The organism is Stenotrophomonas sp. AGC87 (genome assembly GCF_057333975.1).
This window is the reverse complement of record NZ_JBHFHW010000031.1, coordinates 17,994-35,243: the sequence shown is the minus strand read 5'-3', so window position 1 is coordinate 35,243 and position 17,250 is coordinate 17,994. Positions and strand designations below refer to the sequence as shown.

The window sequence follows — 17,250 nt, the reverse complement described above, 5'->3', positions numbered from 1 at the left end:
CTAACCACGCCCGGCACTGCCGGGCGTTTTTCATTCTTATCACCGCGGCGCCACATAGCCTCCAGGCACGCCGTTGGGCGACAACACCAACTGCCACAACTGCGCATGCCGGCAGCGGAAACTCGCCATCGAGCCGGCCAGATAGAACCGCCACATCCGGCGGAAGCGTTCGTCATAGCGCTGCACATCCAGCCGCGGCCACGCCGCCTCGATATTGGCCCGCCACGCCTGCAGCGTCCGGTCGTAATCGGTGCCGAAGTTGTGCCAATCCTCCAACACGAACAGCCCCTCGAACGCTTCCGTCACCTGCGCCGCCGAGGGCAGCATCGAATTCGGAAAAATGTACTTGGCGATCCACGGGTCGGTGCGGTGCCGCGACAGATTGCTGCCGATCGAATGCAGCAGGAACACTCCCGCCGGCCGCAGGCAGCGCCGCGCCATCTCGAAATACCCGCGATAGTTCTTGTCGCCTACGTGCTCGAACATGCCCACTGACAGGATCGCGTCGAACGACTCGTCCACCTCGTGATAGTCCTGCAGCCGGATCTCGATCGGCAGGCCCGCGCACAGCTGCCGCGCATACTCGGCCTGCTCGTGCGAGATCGTCACCCCCACCCCGGACACGCCATAGCGCTCGGCCGCGAATTTCAGCGCCTCGCCCCACCCGCAGCCGATATCGAGAATCCGTTGCCCGGGGCGCAGCCCCAGCTTGCGGCAGATCAGATCGAGCTTGGCCTCCTGGGCCGCATCCAGGTCGGTGGCCTCGCGCCAGTAACCGCAGCTGTAGACCAGGCGCTGGCCGAGCATCGCCTCGTACAGATCGTTGCCCAGATCGTAATGGCGCCGGCCGACCTCGAAACTGCCGGCCCCGGCCTGCAGGTTGAACACTCTCGCCTTGAGCGCATCGGCCAGGTCGCGCCAGCCATGCACGCGCTCGTCCAGATGCGCCTGCATCAGATGAAAGAGGAAATCATCCAGCGCGCGGGCATCCCACTGCCCGTCCATGTAACTCTCGCCCAGGCCCAGCGAGCCCTGGGCCATGACCCGCGCGTAGAAGCGCGGGTCGTGCACCGTGATGTCCTGCGGCTGGTCACCGTCAACGGTGACCCCCGCCTCATGCAGCAACCCTGTGACCCGTCGTTGCAGCCCAGCGTCCACATCGCCTCCGTCGATCAGCCCCGGGCGAACAACCCTGCGACATCCTGACCCACGTGCGGCACCAGCACGGCGGCCGGGACGTCCACGGTCTGCGTGCCGTCCGAGTACGGCCCTACCTGGTAGGGCGGGAACACGAAGCGTATCGCAGAGATGCGCCCGTCGGAACCGGTCAGCGGCTGGAACTGGCTGAAGTTGTCGGCACTTGGCCCGGTGCCGTCGGCGATCATCCGGCTGGCATTGCGCAGCGATTCCTGCATCTGCGCCGGCTCCATTTCATCGCCGCTCAACCGGGTCGCCACGCGCTCGCGCAGCTGGTCGGCCACGTAATCGCTGATCGCTTTCCAGCCCTTGGCATCGGCCACCAGCTTGTCGGCGGTCAACATCTGCTGCTGCTCCGGCAGCCACACAAAGCGCGCCACCAGCGGCTCACCGTGGGCACCGCCGGTATAGCGGCTCCCATCGGCGGTCACCACCACCAGCTGCGGCGTCTCCAGCACTTTCTCGAAGGTCAGCGAAAGCTCGTAGGGCATGGTCGGCTTGTCGTTGCCCAGCCCGTCCAGCGCCTGCTGCAGCTCTGCCCGCGCACTGTCGGCATAGCCGCCCAGCGCCTTGGCCAAGCCCGGATACCGGGCGATGTCCGGCGGGTAGGTGATCCCGACCACGGCCTGCGGCGAGGTCTCGATCACATCGCGCAGCTCGACCGGTGCGTCGGGAGCCACCGCGGGCGCGACGGGTTCGGCAGCGGTGTCGACCGGCGCGGCCGGTCCTTGTGTGTCGCCGTCGTGCTTGTTGCAGCCTGCGAGCACCACCACGCCCATGGCCATGGCCAACGCGCTGGCGCGCAGCGCGCGACGGTTTCCTGCGATGTTCATCCTGAAATCCCCTTGTTGTAACCCACCATCATGATCGGCCATCCCTGAAGCATGACCCGCTGTCGTCATCGGACCAGCAGGTCGTCGTACTCCTCGTGTCGCTGCAGGAACGCCTCGGCGTAAGCGCAGGCCGGCACCACCTTGAATTTCTGTTCGCGCGCATAGCGCAGCGCCACCTTGGTCAACTCACCCGCCACGCCACGGCCGGCGATCGGCTCGGGCACCTCGGTATGGGTGATGATCATCCGCTTGCGCTTGATCTGGTAATCCAGCAGCGCCAGATGCCCTTTGACCCGGGCCTGGAAGCGGTGATTGGCCAGATCGTGCTCCACCTCGTAAGCCAGTCCGGGCGGCGTGACCGAAGCCATGAGCGGTGTCTCCTGCGGCGACTGCAGCGATAGTGCGCAGCCGGCCGCCATGATCGCGTGAAGCCTGAACAGGGGCAAGCAGCGACGTGCTGCGTCACATCCGGCCCTAAAGCCGGGCGCCTTCCGGCCGATACCGGAGTCGGACAGGGCGTGAAAGCTGGCATGGCTTTTGCGAAGACCTGCCTGTACGCACCCGCTTTCCGGAGGTCCGCATGGACAACACTGCACCTGCCCCCGCCCCCCATGGCGACGCCGACACTTCCCTGCTGGAAGGCTTGTTCCAGTTGGCCGTGAATGGCCAGACCCAGGGCTGGGAATTCGACCAGATCGACAACGAGGTCTACGCCCGCCTGCTCAGCACCTATGGCGTGGACGGCAAGAAGGCCGCCTGACGGTTGCCGGGCTCACGCCAGGTACCACGTTGTAGGTACCGACCGTTGGTCGGTACGCCCCACCCCGCGCCAGATACCCCGTTGCAGGTACCGACCGTTGGTCGGTACGCCCCGACTCAACCGCCGAGGCGGAAGGTCGGGTTGCTCAGCTCACGCAGGAAGTGGCTGAAGATGCTCGGCTGCATCGCCAGCATGAACAGCACACCGAACGCCGCACCGGCCAGGTGCGCGCTGTGGTTGATGCGGTCGCCGCCACGGCGGTCCATCCAGATGCTGTAGCCCACGTAGAACACCGCATAGATGATCGCCGGCGCCGGAATGAACAGCACCAGGATGATCGACCACGGCTTGATCAGGATGAAGGCGAACAACACCGCCGACACCGCACCGGACGCCCCGAGGCTGAGGTAGTTCGGGTTCTTCTGGTTCTTCAGATAGCTCGGCAGGATCGACACCAGCAACGCACCCAGATAGAACGCCGGATACGTCAGGTAGCTGCCGCTCAACTGCAGCATCACCTGTTCGATGAAGCCGCCGAAGAAGAACAGCGTGATCATGTTGAACGCCAGATGCGAGAGATCGGCGTGGATGAACCCGTACGTGATCAGGCGATCGTACTGACGGTTGCGGTCCACCGCCGGTGGCCACAGGATCAGGCGGTCGGCGAGCGCACGGTTCTTGAACGCCATCCACGACACGATGACGGTGATGGCGATCAGCAGCAGGTTGACTGGGGTCATGTCAGGCTCAGGCGGTGCGGTAGTTGTCGACCATACGATAGCGCTTGGCATACCAACCGAAGGCCAACGCCGCCAGGAACGCGAAACCGGCGAAGAAGAACATCAGGAACGCCGCCTCGCTCAGGCCGGTACTGGCGATCTGGTGGGTCACCGTGTCGTTGCGCACCGCCGCGTTGGACAGCAGCACCCACAGGTTGCCGATGGTGGTGGTCAGGTTCCAGAAGCTCATCACCACGCCCTTCATCGCCTGCGGCGCCTGGCTGTACGCGAACTCCAGGCCGGTGGCCGAGACCAGCACCTCACCGAAGGTCAGCAGCGCGTAGGGCAGCATCTGCCAGAAGATGGACATGGCGTTGCCGCCATCCATCATCACCTGGATGCCGCCGACCACGATCCAGGCCAGGCCGCTGAAGGCGATACCGGCGGTCATCCGGCGCAGCGCGGTCGGCTCGAAGCCGAAGCGGCGCAGCATCGGGTACAGCACCAGGTTGTTGAACGGGATCAGGATCATCACCAGCAGCGGATTCAGCGCCTGCATCTGCGAGGCGGTGAACCAGCTCGGCATGGCCATCTGCTGGCCCTGCAGAACCCAGGTCGAGGCCTTCTGGTCGAACAGCGAGAAGAACGGGGTGGTCAGGGCGAAGATCACCAGCACGCGCAGCACCGAGCGCACACCTTCCACGGCCTCGGCCGGATGCACCGCACGGGCACGGTCCAGCTGGATCCAGGTACCGCCACCGATACCGGCCAGCAGCAGGACCAGCGCGATGCACAGGCAGATCACGATGCCCAGGCTGCCGACCAGGCCCATCGAGGCCACGGCCAGCACCGCACCGAGAATGGCCAGGGTACGACCCGGACGCCCCTTGCCCGGCACCTGCGCCGACAGCGCGGTGCGCACCACGTTGCCGAACGAATGCGGGTCCTTCGGCGGCAGCGGCACCAGCACATAGCGCTTGCGGCCCATCCAGAACACGAAGGTGGCCACGAACATCAGGATGCCCGGAATGCCGAAGGCCCACGACGGACCCAGGTTCTTCAGCGCCAGCGGGATCAGCAGCGAGGCGAACAGCGAGCCGAAGTTGATGATCCAGTAGAAGGCATCGAACACGATCTTCGCCAGATGCTTGTTGCTCTGGTCGAACTGGTCGCCCATGAACGAGGCCACCAGCGGCTTGATGCCACCGGCGCCCAGCGCGATCAGCCCCAGGCCGACGAAGAAGCCCTGGCGGCTGTCCTCGAAGATGGCCAGACAGGCGTGACCGGCGCAGTAAATGAGGCTGAACCACAGGATGGTGTGGTATTTGCCAAAGAATTTGTCGGCCAGCCAGCCACCGAGCAGCGGGAAGAAATACACGCCGATCATGAAGCTGTGCATGATGTCCTTCGCCTCACCGGCGCGGCCATCGGCGGTGATCTCCTGCAGCAGCAGCGAGGTGATCAGGAACTGCACCAGGATGTTGCGCATCCCATAGAAGCTGAAGCGTTCGCAGGCCTCATTGCCGATGATGTAGGGAATCTGGCGCGGCATCTTTCCTTTGCCTGCGCTGGCGGCTGCGATATTGCTCATCCTGTGGGGCTGTCCTGCGAACACGAAAGGACCAAGATTACCGGAACCCCCTACCCCAGCGCACGCTGCACAGCTGCATGACAGGCGCCGGACATGGCAGGCGGGCTGGAAACGGCCGCGCGGGATGGCACCCATGTCACGGATCGTCGACGGCGGAAGCGTAAACTTATCGTTATGCGCACGCACATCACCGGTGGGACCCGACGTTGGACAGGCTGGATCCTGCTGCTGTTGCTGGCGGCCCCCGCCGCAGGCGCGCACGCACGCCAGGCCGAGGATGCCCTGCCCTCGCTGAAGATCGCCACGCTGGAACTGCCGACCCAGGACGATGCGCAATGGCAGCAACGGCGAGACCAGGTGCTGCAGCTGCTCGAATCCATGCAGCCGGACGTGATCGCGGTGCAGCGCGTGCTGCAGACCCAGGGGCGCAACCCGGCCTGCTGGCTGGCCAGCCGGCTGCGCTACAGCTGTGATTTCGTCACCGCCGATCCGCCCAGCCAGCCGTTGCGCCATGGCAGCGCGATGCTGACCCGGTTGCCGGTCACCGATGACGCCGTCACCCTGCTGCACCCGCCCGGGCAGTTCAGCGCGGCCGGCATGGTACGGATCAAGCTGCGCGAGGAACTGATCAACATCTACGTCGCCCGGCTGCGGCCGGAGCCGGATGACGCGCAGATCCGCCGGCATCAGACCAGCGACCTGATGACCTGGATCGGCGCGACCGCCGAGGGCCTGCCCTCACTGATCGCTGGCGATTTCTCCGCGGAGATCACCGAACTGGTGGGCAGCACGCCGGGCTTCCAGCCAGCCCGCAAGAACCCCGGCGAACGCGTGGACCCGCCCTCATTGGCCGGCGCGGCACGTGGGCACGGCCTGGACGTGCTGTTCCAGGTGAAGTACTTCGGCGGCATCCGCCAGGACAGCATCAAGCTGCCGGCCAGCGAAGGTGACCCCACCGCGATGCGCCTGGGTACCATGGCGACCCTGCGCCTGCAGACCCCGGAAAGCACCAGCGCGCCTTGAGTCGCACCGCTTGCGGTGGCGCAACGAAAAACGGCCAGGCATCGCTGCCTGGCCGTTCGTGTGTCAGGTGACCTTGCCGATCAGGCAATGGCTTCCTGGTAACGACGCTCGACTTCATTCCAGTCGACGACGTTGAAGAACGCGCCGATGTATTCCGGGCGACGGTTCTGGTACTTCAGGTAGTACGCGTGTTCCCACACGTCCAGCGCCAGGATCGGCGTATTGCCGTCCATCAGCGGGCTGTCCTGGTTGGCGCTGCTTTCCACCACGACCTTCTTGTCCGGGGTAACGCTCAGCCAGGCCCAGCCGCTGCCGAACCGGGTCAGGGCCGCCTTGGTGAAGGCTTCCTTGAACTTTTCCAGGCCGCCCAGCTGCGAATCGATCGCCTTGGCCACGTCGCCCACCGGAGCACCGCCGCCGTTGGGCGACATCACGGTCCAGAACAGGGTGTGGTTGGCATGGCCGCCGCCGTTGTTGCGCACGACGCCCTGCAGATTTTCCGGAAGGGACTTGGTCTTCTTGACCAGCTCTTCGACCGGCAGGTCGGCGAACTCGGTGCCTTCCAGCGCGGCGTTGACGTTGTTGATGTACGTCTGGTGATGCTTGGTGTGGTGGATTTCCATCGTCGCTGCGTCGATATGCGGCTCGAGCGCGTCGTAGGCGTAGGACAGCTTGGGGAGGGTATAGGCCATGTGGTTCTCCTGGTAGCTCACTCACCCGGCAAAGACCGGGCGTTGCGGAGTCGATGATGGGGATGGCCGATAAGCTTACCAAGGCCCATGTAAAGGAAACTTCGTCCTGCGCGGTCGATCGCGTGTCCGGATCGTGACGCGACAGTGACGGTGCACGCCGGACGACGTGGGCTCCCTCGCAGCGCAGCATGCCTGTTCGGCTGGGCCTCACCGTGCGGGGCGATGATCGCAGTAGAGTAGTCGCCTCGCCCATCGCCTTTGGCCCCTCATGCGCAAGCCATTGCTGTTGTTGATCGCCATCGTGCTGCTGGTCGGCGGTCTGGCCGCCATCAAACTGGCCCAGCGCCCGCCGGCACCGCAGTTCGCGCCATCGCTGACGCAGCCGGATACGGCGCCGCCCGCAAGTGCCCCGACGTCATCACCGGCATCGGCCAAGGCAGCGCGCGATCCCCTGCCCCCGTTCCTGCCCGCCGAAGCGCGCGACACCATCGCGCTGATCCAGCGCGGCGGCCCGTACCCGCACCGGCAGGACGGGAGTATTTTCAGCAACCGCGAACAGCGCCTGCCGCAGCGACCGCGCGGCTACTACCACGAGTACACGGTGGACACGCCCGGCGCCGGCAATCGCGGCGCACGGCGCATCGTCACCGGCGGCACACCCCCTACTGGCTGGTTCTACACCGATGATCACTATGAAACGTTCCGTAGTTTCGACGTTCCACCTGCCGGGAGCTGGCAATGACGCATGACGGATTCGAGTTGGGCCTGCACGACATCAACAATGCCGGCATCTATGCGATCGGCAACGATGACGTCGCCCCGTTGTCGGCCGCGATGCGCGATGCCGGCCTGCGCGTGATCCAGATCGACCTGGACGGCTGCCACGACAAACGCACGCTGCTGATGCGCCTGGCCGCCCGCCTGGATTTTCCAACCGGCTTTGGCGGCAACTGGGATGCGCTGACCGACAACCTGCGCGACCTGGCCTGGCTGCCGGCCAACGGCTATGCGCTGTTCTTCAGCGATGCCGATGCCCTGCGCAGCGATGCCGGCGCCGATTTCGACACGCTGCTGGATGTACTCGACGAAGCCAGCCGCTACTGGAGTGACGGCAACGTGCCGTTCTGGGCGTTCGTGGCACTGCGCGATGCAGACGTGGAACTGGACGAGGACGCCGCGACGCCGTAACCCCGTATCCGGGTAGAGCCGTGCCATGCGTGACTGTGACACCCCATGACGCCGGACCCGAGGCCAGCCACCCATGGGTGGCCCTACCCGCCGATGAGGCGCAGCCTCATCGGCTGCCGTTGTCTTCCTGCAGCTCCTTCTTGAACGGGATGTCCGGCGGCGGCCGCGCGATGGCCGGCTGGTCCTGCATGTTCGGATTGCTCAGGCCGCAGCCGCCACCGAACTGCAGCACGGAAATCACGCAGGAAATGGACGAACTCGTGCCCGGGATCGGAATCTCGACGGCCTTGATGCCCTTGCGCACCCACTCGGCCAGCAGCGATTCGTTGGGGGCCCAGTACTTGTCGAACGAGGTCGGCGTGTAGTCGTACGGCGGGCGCTTGAGCCATGTACCGGACTGTGCAATACGCTCCTTGCTCCAGCCGTCCTTATCGCCGCCCGGTGCACCACGCTCGCTGTTTGCTTGCCCGTCCTGGCCAGGCACGCGCACGCTGCCATCGGCCTTGAACAGGCTGCCGCCATTGCCTTGGGTCGCACTCACGGCCCTGCCATTGAGGTCGGCATCCTGCGGATGATTGGCGGCACCCCAGTCGTCGGAACGGTTGGGCGTGGTCCAACTGCCCGGCGGTGCCTTGGAGGGGCTCGCCGGCGCGCGCGCTGCAGTGGACGCCGCGGACGTACTTGCCGCGGTGCTGGTGCTGGTGCTGGCGCTGGCGGCGGCCGGGGCCGTCGCCGTACTGCTTGCTGCAACCGGTGCGGGCGGTGCCGGGCGCGGGGCGGCATTGGGCACCGCGCGTTCGCGTACGGCGACCTCCGGCGATCGACCGGGCACCGCCACCTCGCGCATGGGCAATGTGGCCACGCTCACCGACGGCGCGGTCACCGGCCGGATCTCGCGTTCGCGCACCTGCACGTCACGTTGCGGCACGGCGGCCTCCACCGGCGGCCCGGGAATGGCCACGGTCGGTGTTGGCGCTTCGATCACGGTGACCGGCCGCTCCTGCACGCTCAGCTCGGGCGTGCGCACCTGCGGTTCGGCCGGGCGCGGCGCCGGTACGGTGGCACGCGGCGTCGGCGCCTCCACCGTGACCACGGTGCGCTCACGGACGGCAATGTCCTGTGGCTCGCGCGTCATCACACGCACTTCGGTGCGCGGGACGCTGGTAGGCGGCACCACGAAATCGGTCGTGGCCTGGGCCACCTCGGTCGCCTGGACGGGCTGCTCCACCGCGGGCGTCGCGGGCGCGGGTGGCGCCGGTTGCGGCTCGCTCGGCGGTGCCGGCGCTGCGGTCGGCTGCGGGGCCGAGGCTGTCTGCGCATCGGCCTCGGCCTGCGCCATCGCCTGGGCATTGGCCATCGCCGCCGCGATCGCCGCTTCCGCCGTGGCCGGCTCGGCAGCCGCGGGTTGCGCGCCCTCCTCCTGCTGCGGCGTGCCGCGCCCAACGAACGCCACCTGCACACGCCCGCTCTCACCGCCCTGGTCCGGTTCGCTGGGCGGCCGGATCAAGGCCACCCACAGCAACAGCAGCGCGAACATCAGATGCAGCAGCGCGCTGATCACCGCCGAGGTCCAGCGCATCCAGCGCTGATCACGCGGCGCGGGATCCCAGCCCTGCCAGAGCAGGCGGCGCATCGCCTGGACGAAACTCAGTTCCGGCAGGCGTCCGCCGTGTGGAACCGGCTCACGCTGGGCCAGTTCGGCCAGCACTTCGCTGGCGCGGAACGGCCGCGGTAACGGCGACAACGCGCGCAGCCACAGGCCCCACCCATAGGGGAGGCCGGTGGTTTTTTCGAGAATGCGCTTGTCCGGCTGGCGAGCCAGCAGCCAATCGAGGATGTCGTCAGCCCGGCGCAGTGGCACGCAGCGCGATCAGGCTGCCGTGCCGCGGGGAATGTACGGCGCGTCGCCACTCTCGTGGTCGGTCGCATCGCGCACCGCGGTGATGCCGGGCACACGTCCCATCAGGGTTTTTTCGATGCCCTGCTTGAGCGTGACGTCGGCCATGCCGCAGCCCTGGCAACCGCCGCCGAAGCGCAGCAGCACTACGCCATCGGCCGAGACTTCCTGCACCGCGACCTTGCCGCCGTGCGAGGCCAGCTGCGGATTGACTTCATTCTCCACCACCCAGCGCACGCGCTCGACCAGCGAGGAGCCTTCGGTCGGCGCCTCGCCCTTGATCTTGGGGGCCTTGATGGTCAGCTGCTGGCTGCCCGTGGCATTGGTGACGAAATCGATCTCGGCGCCATCGACCCAGGCCACACTGGTGGCGGCCACGTAGAGGGTGAAGCCATCGCAGTCCACGGCCCACTCATCACCCAGCAATTCACTGGGATCAGCGAACTCCAGGCGGGCATCGGCGCGCGGGGTACCCGCATCGACGGCGGTCAGGCGCACACCCATGCCGGGCACGGCCTCACGTTCGATCAGCTTGCGGAAATAGGATTGGGCAGTGTCGGATATCTGGATCATCGGGCTATTCTAGCCAATCCCTTGTGATGCGCTCATTCGGTTTATACACCGGACCGCGCATTGTTCAGTCATCCAGATGTGGAGGAACCCATGGCCGACCTGATTCCGCTGGCGCAAGCCCATTGCGTGCCGCGCAAAGGCAGCGACCACAAGCTCGGCACCGCCCGTGTCACCGAGCTGCTGGCCCAGATTCCCGGCTGGGAGCTGGCCGAAGCCGGGCAGGCGCTGACCCGCACCTTCCGCTTCGACAACTACCACGGCACCATGGCCTTCGTGAACGCTCTGGCCTGGGTGGCCCATCGTGAAGACCACCACCCGGATCTGGGCGTGCATTACGACCGCGCCGTGGTGCGCTTCTCCACCCACGATGTGGGCGGCCTGAGCGAGAACGACTTCATCTGCGCGGCGAAAGCCTCGGCCCTGACGGAGTAAGCCCATGAAACTGCAGTACATCGTGCTGTCCAGCCTTGCCCTGGCCGCCTTGGCCGGCTGTAACAAGACACCCGCCGAACCGGCCGCCCCGGTCGCGGCGCCCACCGAGGTCGCCGCGGTCAAAACGCCACCGCCGGAGTACCCGATCGAACTGGCCTGCCAGGGGATCGGCGGCACCAGCACCTTCAAGGTGACCATTGCCGCCGACGGCCAGCCCAGCCAGGTCCAGCTCGCCAGCGGCAGCGGCAACGCCCAGCTCGACGAGCAGGCGCAGAAGGCCGTACAGGCCTGGCAGTTCAAGGCGGCCACCCGCGCCGGGCAGGCGGTCCCGACCACGATCCAGGTGCCGGTCAGCTTCAACCCGCCGCAGCCCAAGCCCGACCAGTGCTTCGCGGTCGAAGAACGGCTGCGTCGCGGCGGTTGATCGCCGCGTTGTGTTGAGGTCAGCCGCCGCAAACCGCGCATCATGGATCGTCAAGGCGCCCGTCGGATCAACGCGTCGCCACGCGCCCGGTGAACACCGCCCCCACGCAGCAGCGCATTTGAGCGGTCCGGTGCGGAGGTTGGGATCGCATGGCGCACTTTTCTCGTACAAGGACGCGTTGGCGGATGCCTGATATTTCCAGTGAAAACGTATGGATCGCCCTGGCGGTCACCCTGGCCGCCGGCCTGGCGACCGCGCTGGGCAGCCTGATGGTGCTGTTCTCACGCCGGCCCAACCCACGCCTGCTGGCGTTCGGGCTGGCCTTTGCCGGTGGCGCGATGGTTTTCGTCTCGCTCACCGAGATCCTCAACAAGGCGATCGACTCGTTCACCCAGGCCTACGACGCCCGGCTGGGCTTCGCCTATGGCACCGCGGCGTTCCTGGTCGGCGTGCTGCTGATCGTGGTGATCGACCATCTGATCCCGAACCCGCACGAAAGCCTGGACAAACAGGACCCGCTGTTCCGCGACAACAACAAGGCCTACATCAAGCGGGTCGGCCTGCTGACGGCGGTGGCGATCACCGCGCACAACTTCCCCGAGGGCCTGGCCACGTTCTTCGCCACGCTGGAAAGCCCGTCGGTGGGCATGCCGCTGGCGTTCGCCATCGCCATCCACAACATCCCCGAGGGCATCGCCATCGCGGTCCCGGTGTATTTCGCCACGCAGAACAAGTTCTACGCGTTCGGCGCCAGCCTGCTGTCCGGCCTGGCCGAGCCGATCGGCGCGGCGATCGGGTATGTGGCCCTGTCCGGGGTGCTCAACCACGCCACGTTCGGCTGGGTGTTCGGCATCATTTCCGGGGTGATGGTGTTCCTGGCCCTGGACGAACTGCTGCCGGCGGCCAAGCGCTACGCCAAGGGCCACGAGACCGTGTACGGTCTGGTGGCCGGCATGGGCAGCCTGGCGATCAGCCTGGTGTTGTTCAAATGGTGACGGTGCAGAGCCGGCCAGCGGCCGGCACTACCCTCCGTTCGGCACGGCCTTATCTGCCGGCGCTCACTTCAACCGGTTCAACACCTCGACCAGCTCCTCGGCCAGCGGCGCATTGATCAGGTAGGGCGTCTTGCCGGCGTCCAGCGCGAACTCCAGCGAGGCCGCGTGCAGGAACAGTCGTTTCAGGCCGATCTGCTCACGAAGCCGCTTGTTGACGTCAGGATCGCCGTACTTGTCGTCACCGGCCACCGGATGCCCCAGATGCTGGGCATGCACGCGGATCTGGTGGGTGCGGCCGGTTTCGATGCGGACCTCGCAGTACGAGTGCCCGCCCTTGCGCTCCAGCACCTTGAAGTGGCTGATCGACTCCTTGCCGATCGGATTGACCTGCACGTGCCGCTCGCCGCCCTGGCGCAGACCCACGTGCAGCGGGGCATCCACGGTCATGGTGCCATCGGGCATGCGGCCGGCCAGCAGGGTCAGGTAGCGCTTGCGGATACCGGCGCCGTGGTCTTCACGCAGCAGCGCCTGCAGCTCGCTCAGCGCCGAGCGCTTCTTGGCCACGATCAGCAGGCCCGAGGTATCGCGGTCCAGCCGATGTACCAGTTCCAGGGTCTTGCCGGGGCGCAGGGCACGCAGCGTTTCGATGGCGCCGAAGCTGATGCCGCTGCCGCCGTGGCTGGCCACGCCCGACGGCTTATTCAGCGCCAGCAGCCGATCGTCTTCGAACACGATGGCATCTTCCAGCCGTTTCATGAACGCAGCGGGCGGACCGGCTTTGTCGCCTTCCTCGTTGAGACGAACCGGCGGGACCCGGACTTCGTCGCCGCCCTCGAGTTTGCGCTCGGCCTTGGCGCGGCCGCCATTGACGCGGACCTGGCCACTGCGGACGAGCTTGTAGATCAGGCTGCGCGGTGCACCCTTGAGCTGGCCGAGCAGGAAGTTGTCCAGGCGTTGCCCGGCGCGGTCGGCCGGGACAGTGATGATACGTACGCTGGTCATGGCTTCAGCGGCTTTGGGGGTGGGCTCGGTAACGGTCATTGGCCTTTTATTCTGTTACACTCGGCGGGCGAGATAAGGGATTGATTTCGTTGGAAGTTGTTCTGGGCCAGAAGCCCGACTTCCCGCGATTCCGGCACAGTGCGCAGCCACCGCCCCCGGGGCGGCCATGTTAGCGGCTCACCGGCGGTCCCGGCCATCGCCGGATGTCTGACACGCATTCGCGCTGAACATGTCCCTGTGGCGCTCCAGCCTCGCTGAAAGCTGCCTCCGGCCCCGTTACACCCAAACCAAAACAAATGAAGCGCTCCCGCGGCCTGCCGTGGTGTTGTAGCGCTGGAAACCCAAACCGCCCTCCCCGCGCATGCGCGATGGGCGGTGAAGCGTGACCAGAAGCGAAACCCCATGGCGTTCCGCGCGGTAGCAGCGCGCGAGGAACGCAAGAATGAAGCGAATGCTGATCAATGCCACGCAGGCTGAAGAGCTGCGGGTAGCCATCGTGGATGGCCAGACGCTGTACGACATCGACATCGAACAGCCGTCCAAGGAACAGAAAAAGTCGAACATCTACAAGGGTCGCATCACGCGCCTTGAGCCTTCACTGGAAGCGGCCTTCGTCGAATACGGCGGTGAGCGCCATGGCTTCCTGCCGCTGAAGGAAATCTCCCGCGATTACTTCCAGGCCGGCGTCGACCACAACAAGGCCGGCATCCGCGAGCTGCTGCGTGAGGGCCAGGAAGTCGTGGTCCAGGTGGACAAGGAAGAGCGCGGCAACAAGGGCGCTGCCCTGACCACGTTCATCTCACTGGCCGGCCGCTACATGGTGCTGATGCCGAACTCGCCGAGCGCCGGTGGCGTCTCGCGTCGCATCGAGGGCGAAGACCGCGCCGCGCTGAAGGAAGCGCTGGACAAGCTGAACATCCCCGACGACATGGGCGTGATCATCCGCACCGCCGGCGTCGGCCGCGATGCAGAAGAGCTGCAGTGGGATCTGGATTACCTGCTGCAGGTCTGGAAGTCGATCGCCGAAGCGGCGCTGACCAAGCCGGCCTCGTTCCTGATCTACCAGGAATCGCGTCTGATCGTGCGCGCCCTGCGTGACTACCTGCGCGCCGATGTCGGCGAGATCCTGGTGGACACCGAAGAGCTGTACGAGACCGCCCAGGAGTTCATGCAGCAGGTGATGCCGCAGACCCTGCGCAAGCTCAAGCATTACAAGGACGACATCCCGCTGTTCAACCGCTTCCAGATCGAATCGCAGATCGAAGGCGCGTATGAACGCAACGTCCGCCTGCCGTCGGGCGGCTCGATCGTGGTCGACCAGACCGAAGCGCTGACCGCCATCGACGTCAACTCCTCGCGCGCCACCAAGGGCAGCGACATCGAGGACACCGCGTTCCAGACCAACCTGGAAGCGGCCGAAGAAGTGGCCCGCCAGCTGCGCCTGCGCGATCTGGGTGGCCTGGTGGTCATCGATTTCATCGACATGGCCTCCAACAAGCACCAGCGTGAAGTCGAGAACCGCCTGCAGAACGCACTCAAGTACGACCGTGCGCGCGTGCAGCTGGGCCGCATCTCGCGCTTCGGCCTGATGGAAATGAGCCGCCAGCGCCTGCGTCCGAGCCTGGGCGAATCCAGCCAGATCGTCTGCCCGCGTTGCGACGGCCATGGCCGCATGCGCAGCGTCGAGTCGCTGTCGCTCTCCATCATCCGCGTGGCTGAAGAGCATGCGATGAAGGAGAACACCGGGCAGGTGCTGGTCCAGGCCCCGGTCGAGATCGCCAACTACCTGCTCAACGAAAAGCGCAGCGCGCTGCGCGAGATCGAACAGCGCCATGACGCGCCGATCGTGATCGTCGCCGACGAGCAGCTGCACACCCCGCATTACGAAGTGACCCGCCTGCGTGAGAACGAGCTGGGCGAAGAAAGCGGCAAGCCGAGCTACCAGCGCGGTACCCCGCGCAAGCTGCCGGTGCACGCGCTGACCAAGGCCCAGCTGAACATCCCGGTCGCCCCGGTGGTGACCCAGGTCAAGCACAGCCAGCCGGCCCCGGTGCGTGAAGCCCCGGAACCGGAAGCCGCACCGGCCCCGGTCGCCGCCCCCGTGGCCGCCCCGGCTGCAACCGGCGTGGTGGGGTGGCTCAAGCGCATCTTCGGTGGCGAAGCGGCCCCGGCCGCCGCACCGCAGCCGAGCAACCGCCCGGGCCAGGACGGCAACCGCAACGGTCGCAACAAGGATCGCAACGGCAAGGACCGCAACGGTCGCCGCGATGAGCGTGGCGAGCGTGGTGGCAACGGCAATGCGCAGGCGCAGGGCCGTGGCAAGGACCGTGGTGAGCGTGGCGAACGCGGCCCGAAGGGCGAGCGTCGCGACGAGCGCCGCCAGGACACCGCCGCACCGGCCAATGGCAATGCGGCACAGGTGCAGGCACCCGCCCAGGGCAAGCCGCGCAACGAGCAGCAGCCGGCCAAGCCGCGCAATGAACCGCGCAATGACCAGCAGCAGCCGAAGCTGAAGCAGAAGCAGGGCCAGAATGGCCAGGCCAAGCCGCAGCAGAACGACGGCGACAAGCCGGCCGTGAGCGAGAAGCCCGCGCGTCAGCCACAAGCCGATGCACCGAAGCCGACCACCGCTGCACCGGTCGCTGCCGACGCCGCCGTGATCACTGCGGCTGCAGTCGTCGCCACCGGTGGCGCCGCGCCGGCCGCCCACGTCCAGGAAACGGCCAAGGCCGCTCCGGCCGAGGATGCACAGCTGGGCGACACAGACGCCACCGAACAGGGTGACGCGCCGGCCAATGCCGAAGACGGTACCGGCGAAGGCGCTTCGCGTCGTCGTCGCGGCCGCCGCGGTGGCCGCCGTCGTCGTCGTGGCAACGGTGAGCAGGCTGCCGGCAGCGACGGCCTGAATGGTGACGACAACGGTCTGGATGACGAGGGCGACGACCAGGACAGCGATCAGGACGGCGATACCGTCGCCCCGGCCGAGCGCCAGGTCGCCAATAACGGTCAGCCGCAGCCGGAGTTCGAGTTCGACGACGAATCCGGCAACGCGCCGGCCGCCGCACCTGCGCCGGTCCAGGCGCCGCGCCCGGCCCCGGTGGCGGCAGTTGCTGCCGCCGCTCCGGTCGCCGTGGTCAGCAGCCCGGTCGTGACCGCCGGTCATGCCGAGCCGACCCCGGCCCCGGTGGCTGCCCCGGTGGCCGAGAAAGCCCCGACCCCGGTCGTCGAGAAGGCCGCTGCCCCGGCAGTCGAGCCGATCGCTGAGAAGGCCCCGGCCTCCTACAACGACCCGGTGCCGTTCGTGGAAAGCCCGAGGCCGGCTCCGGTGGCGGCTCCGGTGGCGCCGGCTCCGGTCGCTGCACCGGTAGCTCCGGCCCCGGTTGCTGCTCCGGTGGCTCCGGCTCCGGTTGCTGCTCCGGTGGCTCCGGCCCCGGTCGCTGCTCCGGCCGCCCCGGCTCCGATTGCTGCTCCGGTGGCTCCGGCTCCGGTTGCTGCTCCGGTGGCTCCGGCTCCGGCTCCGGTCGAGGCTCCGGTGGCTCCGGCTCCGGTCGCTGCTCCGGTGGCTCCGGTCGTTGAGGCCGCCCCGCAGGAAGTGAAGGAGCCGACCGTCGCACCGGTGCAGACCAGCATGCTGGATGCCGTCGATGCGACCCAGGCCCCGGCACAGCCGGCAGCCCCGCAGGCCCGCACCGAATCGGCCCCGGCCGGCCCGGTCGTGCACAACGGTCAGCTGTTCGGTTCGGCCGCCAGCGAAACCCCGGCGGCGACCAACGCTGCCGAACAGGCCGCGCAGGCCGAAGCCCGCGAGGACATCCCGACCGATGCCCCGCAGGCCGAGGAAGGCGACAAGGCCGACCAGGAAAAGAAAGACACGCTCTGATCCTGAGTGAGTGACGCAACAAACAGACAGCGGCCTTCGGGCCG

Annotated in this window: 17 protein-coding genes; 8 read left to right on the top strand and 9 right to left on the bottom strand. The window is 66.9% G+C overall.

Annotated features, from left to right (window positions below; translation table 11 throughout):
- Positions 1–39: 39 nt before the first annotated feature.
- The 3 genes from cfa to ACE026_RS12505 all read right to left on the bottom strand — a co-directional run bounded on the left by cfa (position 40) and on the right by ACE026_RS12505 (position 2,398).
- Complete coding sequence (gene cfa / locus ACE026_RS12515; RefSeq protein ID WP_486039250.1) at positions 40–1,158, bottom strand: cyclopropane fatty acyl phospholipid synthase; 1,119 nt, start codon at positions 1,156–1,158, stop codon at positions 40–42.
- Between the two features lie 14 nt (positions 1,159–1,172).
- The gene (locus ACE026_RS12510; protein WP_486039249.1) at positions 1,173–2,030 is read right to left on the bottom strand and encodes a DUF3298 and DUF4163 domain-containing protein; all 858 of its coding nucleotides are present in this window, start codon (positions 2,028–2,030) and stop codon (positions 1,173–1,175) included.
- Between the two features lie 65 nt (positions 2,031–2,095).
- Positions 2,096–2,398, bottom strand: coding sequence for a GNAT family N-acetyltransferase (locus ACE026_RS12505; RefSeq protein WP_121041132.1), 303 nt, complete (start codon positions 2,396–2,398; stop codon positions 2,096–2,098).
- Between the two features lie 212 nt (positions 2,399–2,610).
- On the opposite strand from ACE026_RS12505, the gene ACE026_RS12500 reads away from it, so the two are divergent.
- Entirely contained in the window at positions 2,611–2,790 is a 180-nt protein-coding gene (locus ACE026_RS12500) for a hypothetical protein (RefSeq protein WP_313210339.1), read from the top strand.
- Between the two features lie 116 nt (positions 2,791–2,906).
- Here ACE026_RS12500 and ACE026_RS12495 read toward each other — a convergent pair whose 3' ends face one another.
- A complete protein-coding gene (locus ACE026_RS12495; protein WP_019182898.1) occupies positions 2,907–3,530 on the bottom strand; it encodes a rhomboid family intramembrane serine protease in 624 nt (207 codons plus the stop codon).
- A gap of 7 nt (positions 3,531–3,537) precedes the next feature.
- Complete coding sequence (locus tag ACE026_RS12490; protein WP_486039248.1) at positions 3,538–5,100, bottom strand: POT-type proton-dependent oligopeptide transporter; 1,563 nt, start codon at positions 5,098–5,100, stop codon at positions 3,538–3,540.
- A gap of 174 nt (positions 5,101–5,274) precedes the next feature.
- Between ACE026_RS12490 and ACE026_RS12485 the strand changes: the two genes are divergently transcribed.
- Positions 5,275–6,123, top strand: coding sequence for an endonuclease/exonuclease/phosphatase family protein (locus ACE026_RS12485; protein ID WP_486039247.1), 849 nt, complete (start codon positions 5,275–5,277; stop codon positions 6,121–6,123).
- A gap of 80 nt (positions 6,124–6,203) precedes the next feature.
- On the opposite strand, the gene ACE026_RS12480 is transcribed toward ACE026_RS12485, so the two are convergent.
- A complete protein-coding gene (locus ACE026_RS12480; protein WP_123730769.1) occupies positions 6,204–6,815 on the bottom strand; it encodes a superoxide dismutase in 612 nt (203 codons plus the stop codon).
- A gap of 268 nt (positions 6,816–7,083) precedes the next feature.
- Between ACE026_RS12480 and ACE026_RS12475 the strand changes: the two genes are divergently transcribed.
- Positions 7,084–7,557, top strand: coding sequence for a guanyl-specific ribonuclease (locus tag ACE026_RS12475; protein WP_486039246.1), 474 nt, complete (start codon positions 7,084–7,086; stop codon positions 7,555–7,557).
- On the top strand, positions 7,554–8,003 hold the full coding sequence (locus ACE026_RS12470) for a barstar family protein (protein ID WP_486039245.1): 450 nt from the start codon (positions 7,554–7,556) through the stop codon (positions 8,001–8,003). Before ACE026_RS12475 ends, ACE026_RS12470 begins: the two co-directional genes overlap by 4 nt.
- A 106-nt stretch (positions 8,004–8,109) precedes the next feature.
- On the opposite strand, the gene ACE026_RS12465 is transcribed toward ACE026_RS12470, so the two are convergent.
- Together ACE026_RS12465 and ACE026_RS12460 are read right to left on the bottom strand one after the other, a co-directional pair.
- Entirely contained in the window at positions 8,110–9,864 is a 1,755-nt protein-coding gene (locus tag ACE026_RS12465) for a hypothetical protein (protein ID WP_486039244.1), read from the bottom strand.
- Between the two features lie 9 nt (positions 9,865–9,873).
- Complete coding sequence (locus ACE026_RS12460; RefSeq protein ID WP_259261543.1) at positions 9,874–10,473, bottom strand: NfuA family Fe-S biogenesis protein; 600 nt, start codon at positions 10,471–10,473, stop codon at positions 9,874–9,876.
- Between the two features lie 90 nt (positions 10,474–10,563).
- Between ACE026_RS12460 and ACE026_RS12455 the strand changes: the two genes are divergently transcribed.
- The 3 genes from ACE026_RS12455 to zupT all read left to right on the top strand — a co-directional run bounded on the left by ACE026_RS12455 (position 10,564) and on the right by zupT (position 12,324).
- Entirely contained in the window at positions 10,564–10,905 is a 342-nt protein-coding gene (locus tag ACE026_RS12455; protein ID WP_019182889.1) for a 4a-hydroxytetrahydrobiopterin dehydratase, read from the top strand.
- A gap of 4 nt (positions 10,906–10,909) precedes the next feature.
- Positions 10,910–11,329 (top strand): energy transducer TonB, encoded by a 420-nt coding sequence (locus ACE026_RS12450; RefSeq protein WP_486039243.1) that lies wholly within the window; start codon positions 10,910–10,912, stop codon positions 11,327–11,329.
- Between the two features lie 185 nt (positions 11,330–11,514).
- Entirely contained in the window at positions 11,515–12,324 is an 810-nt protein-coding gene (gene zupT, locus ACE026_RS12445; protein WP_019182887.1) for a zinc transporter ZupT, read from the top strand.
- Positions 12,325–12,387: 63 nt separating this feature from the next.
- Here the strand turns inward: zupT and ACE026_RS12440 are convergent, their stop codons facing one another.
- Complete coding sequence (locus tag ACE026_RS12440; RefSeq protein WP_026069733.1) at positions 12,388–13,365, bottom strand: RluA family pseudouridine synthase; 978 nt, start codon at positions 13,363–13,365, stop codon at positions 12,388–12,390.
- A 403-nt stretch (positions 13,366–13,768) separates the two neighbouring features.
- Here ACE026_RS12440 and ACE026_RS12435 point away from each other — a divergent pair, with 403 nt between their 5' ends.
- Positions 13,769–17,206, top strand: coding sequence for an Rne/Rng family ribonuclease (locus ACE026_RS12435; RefSeq protein WP_486039242.1), 3,438 nt, complete (start codon positions 13,769–13,771; stop codon positions 17,204–17,206).
- Positions 17,207–17,250: the final 44 nt, after the last annotated feature.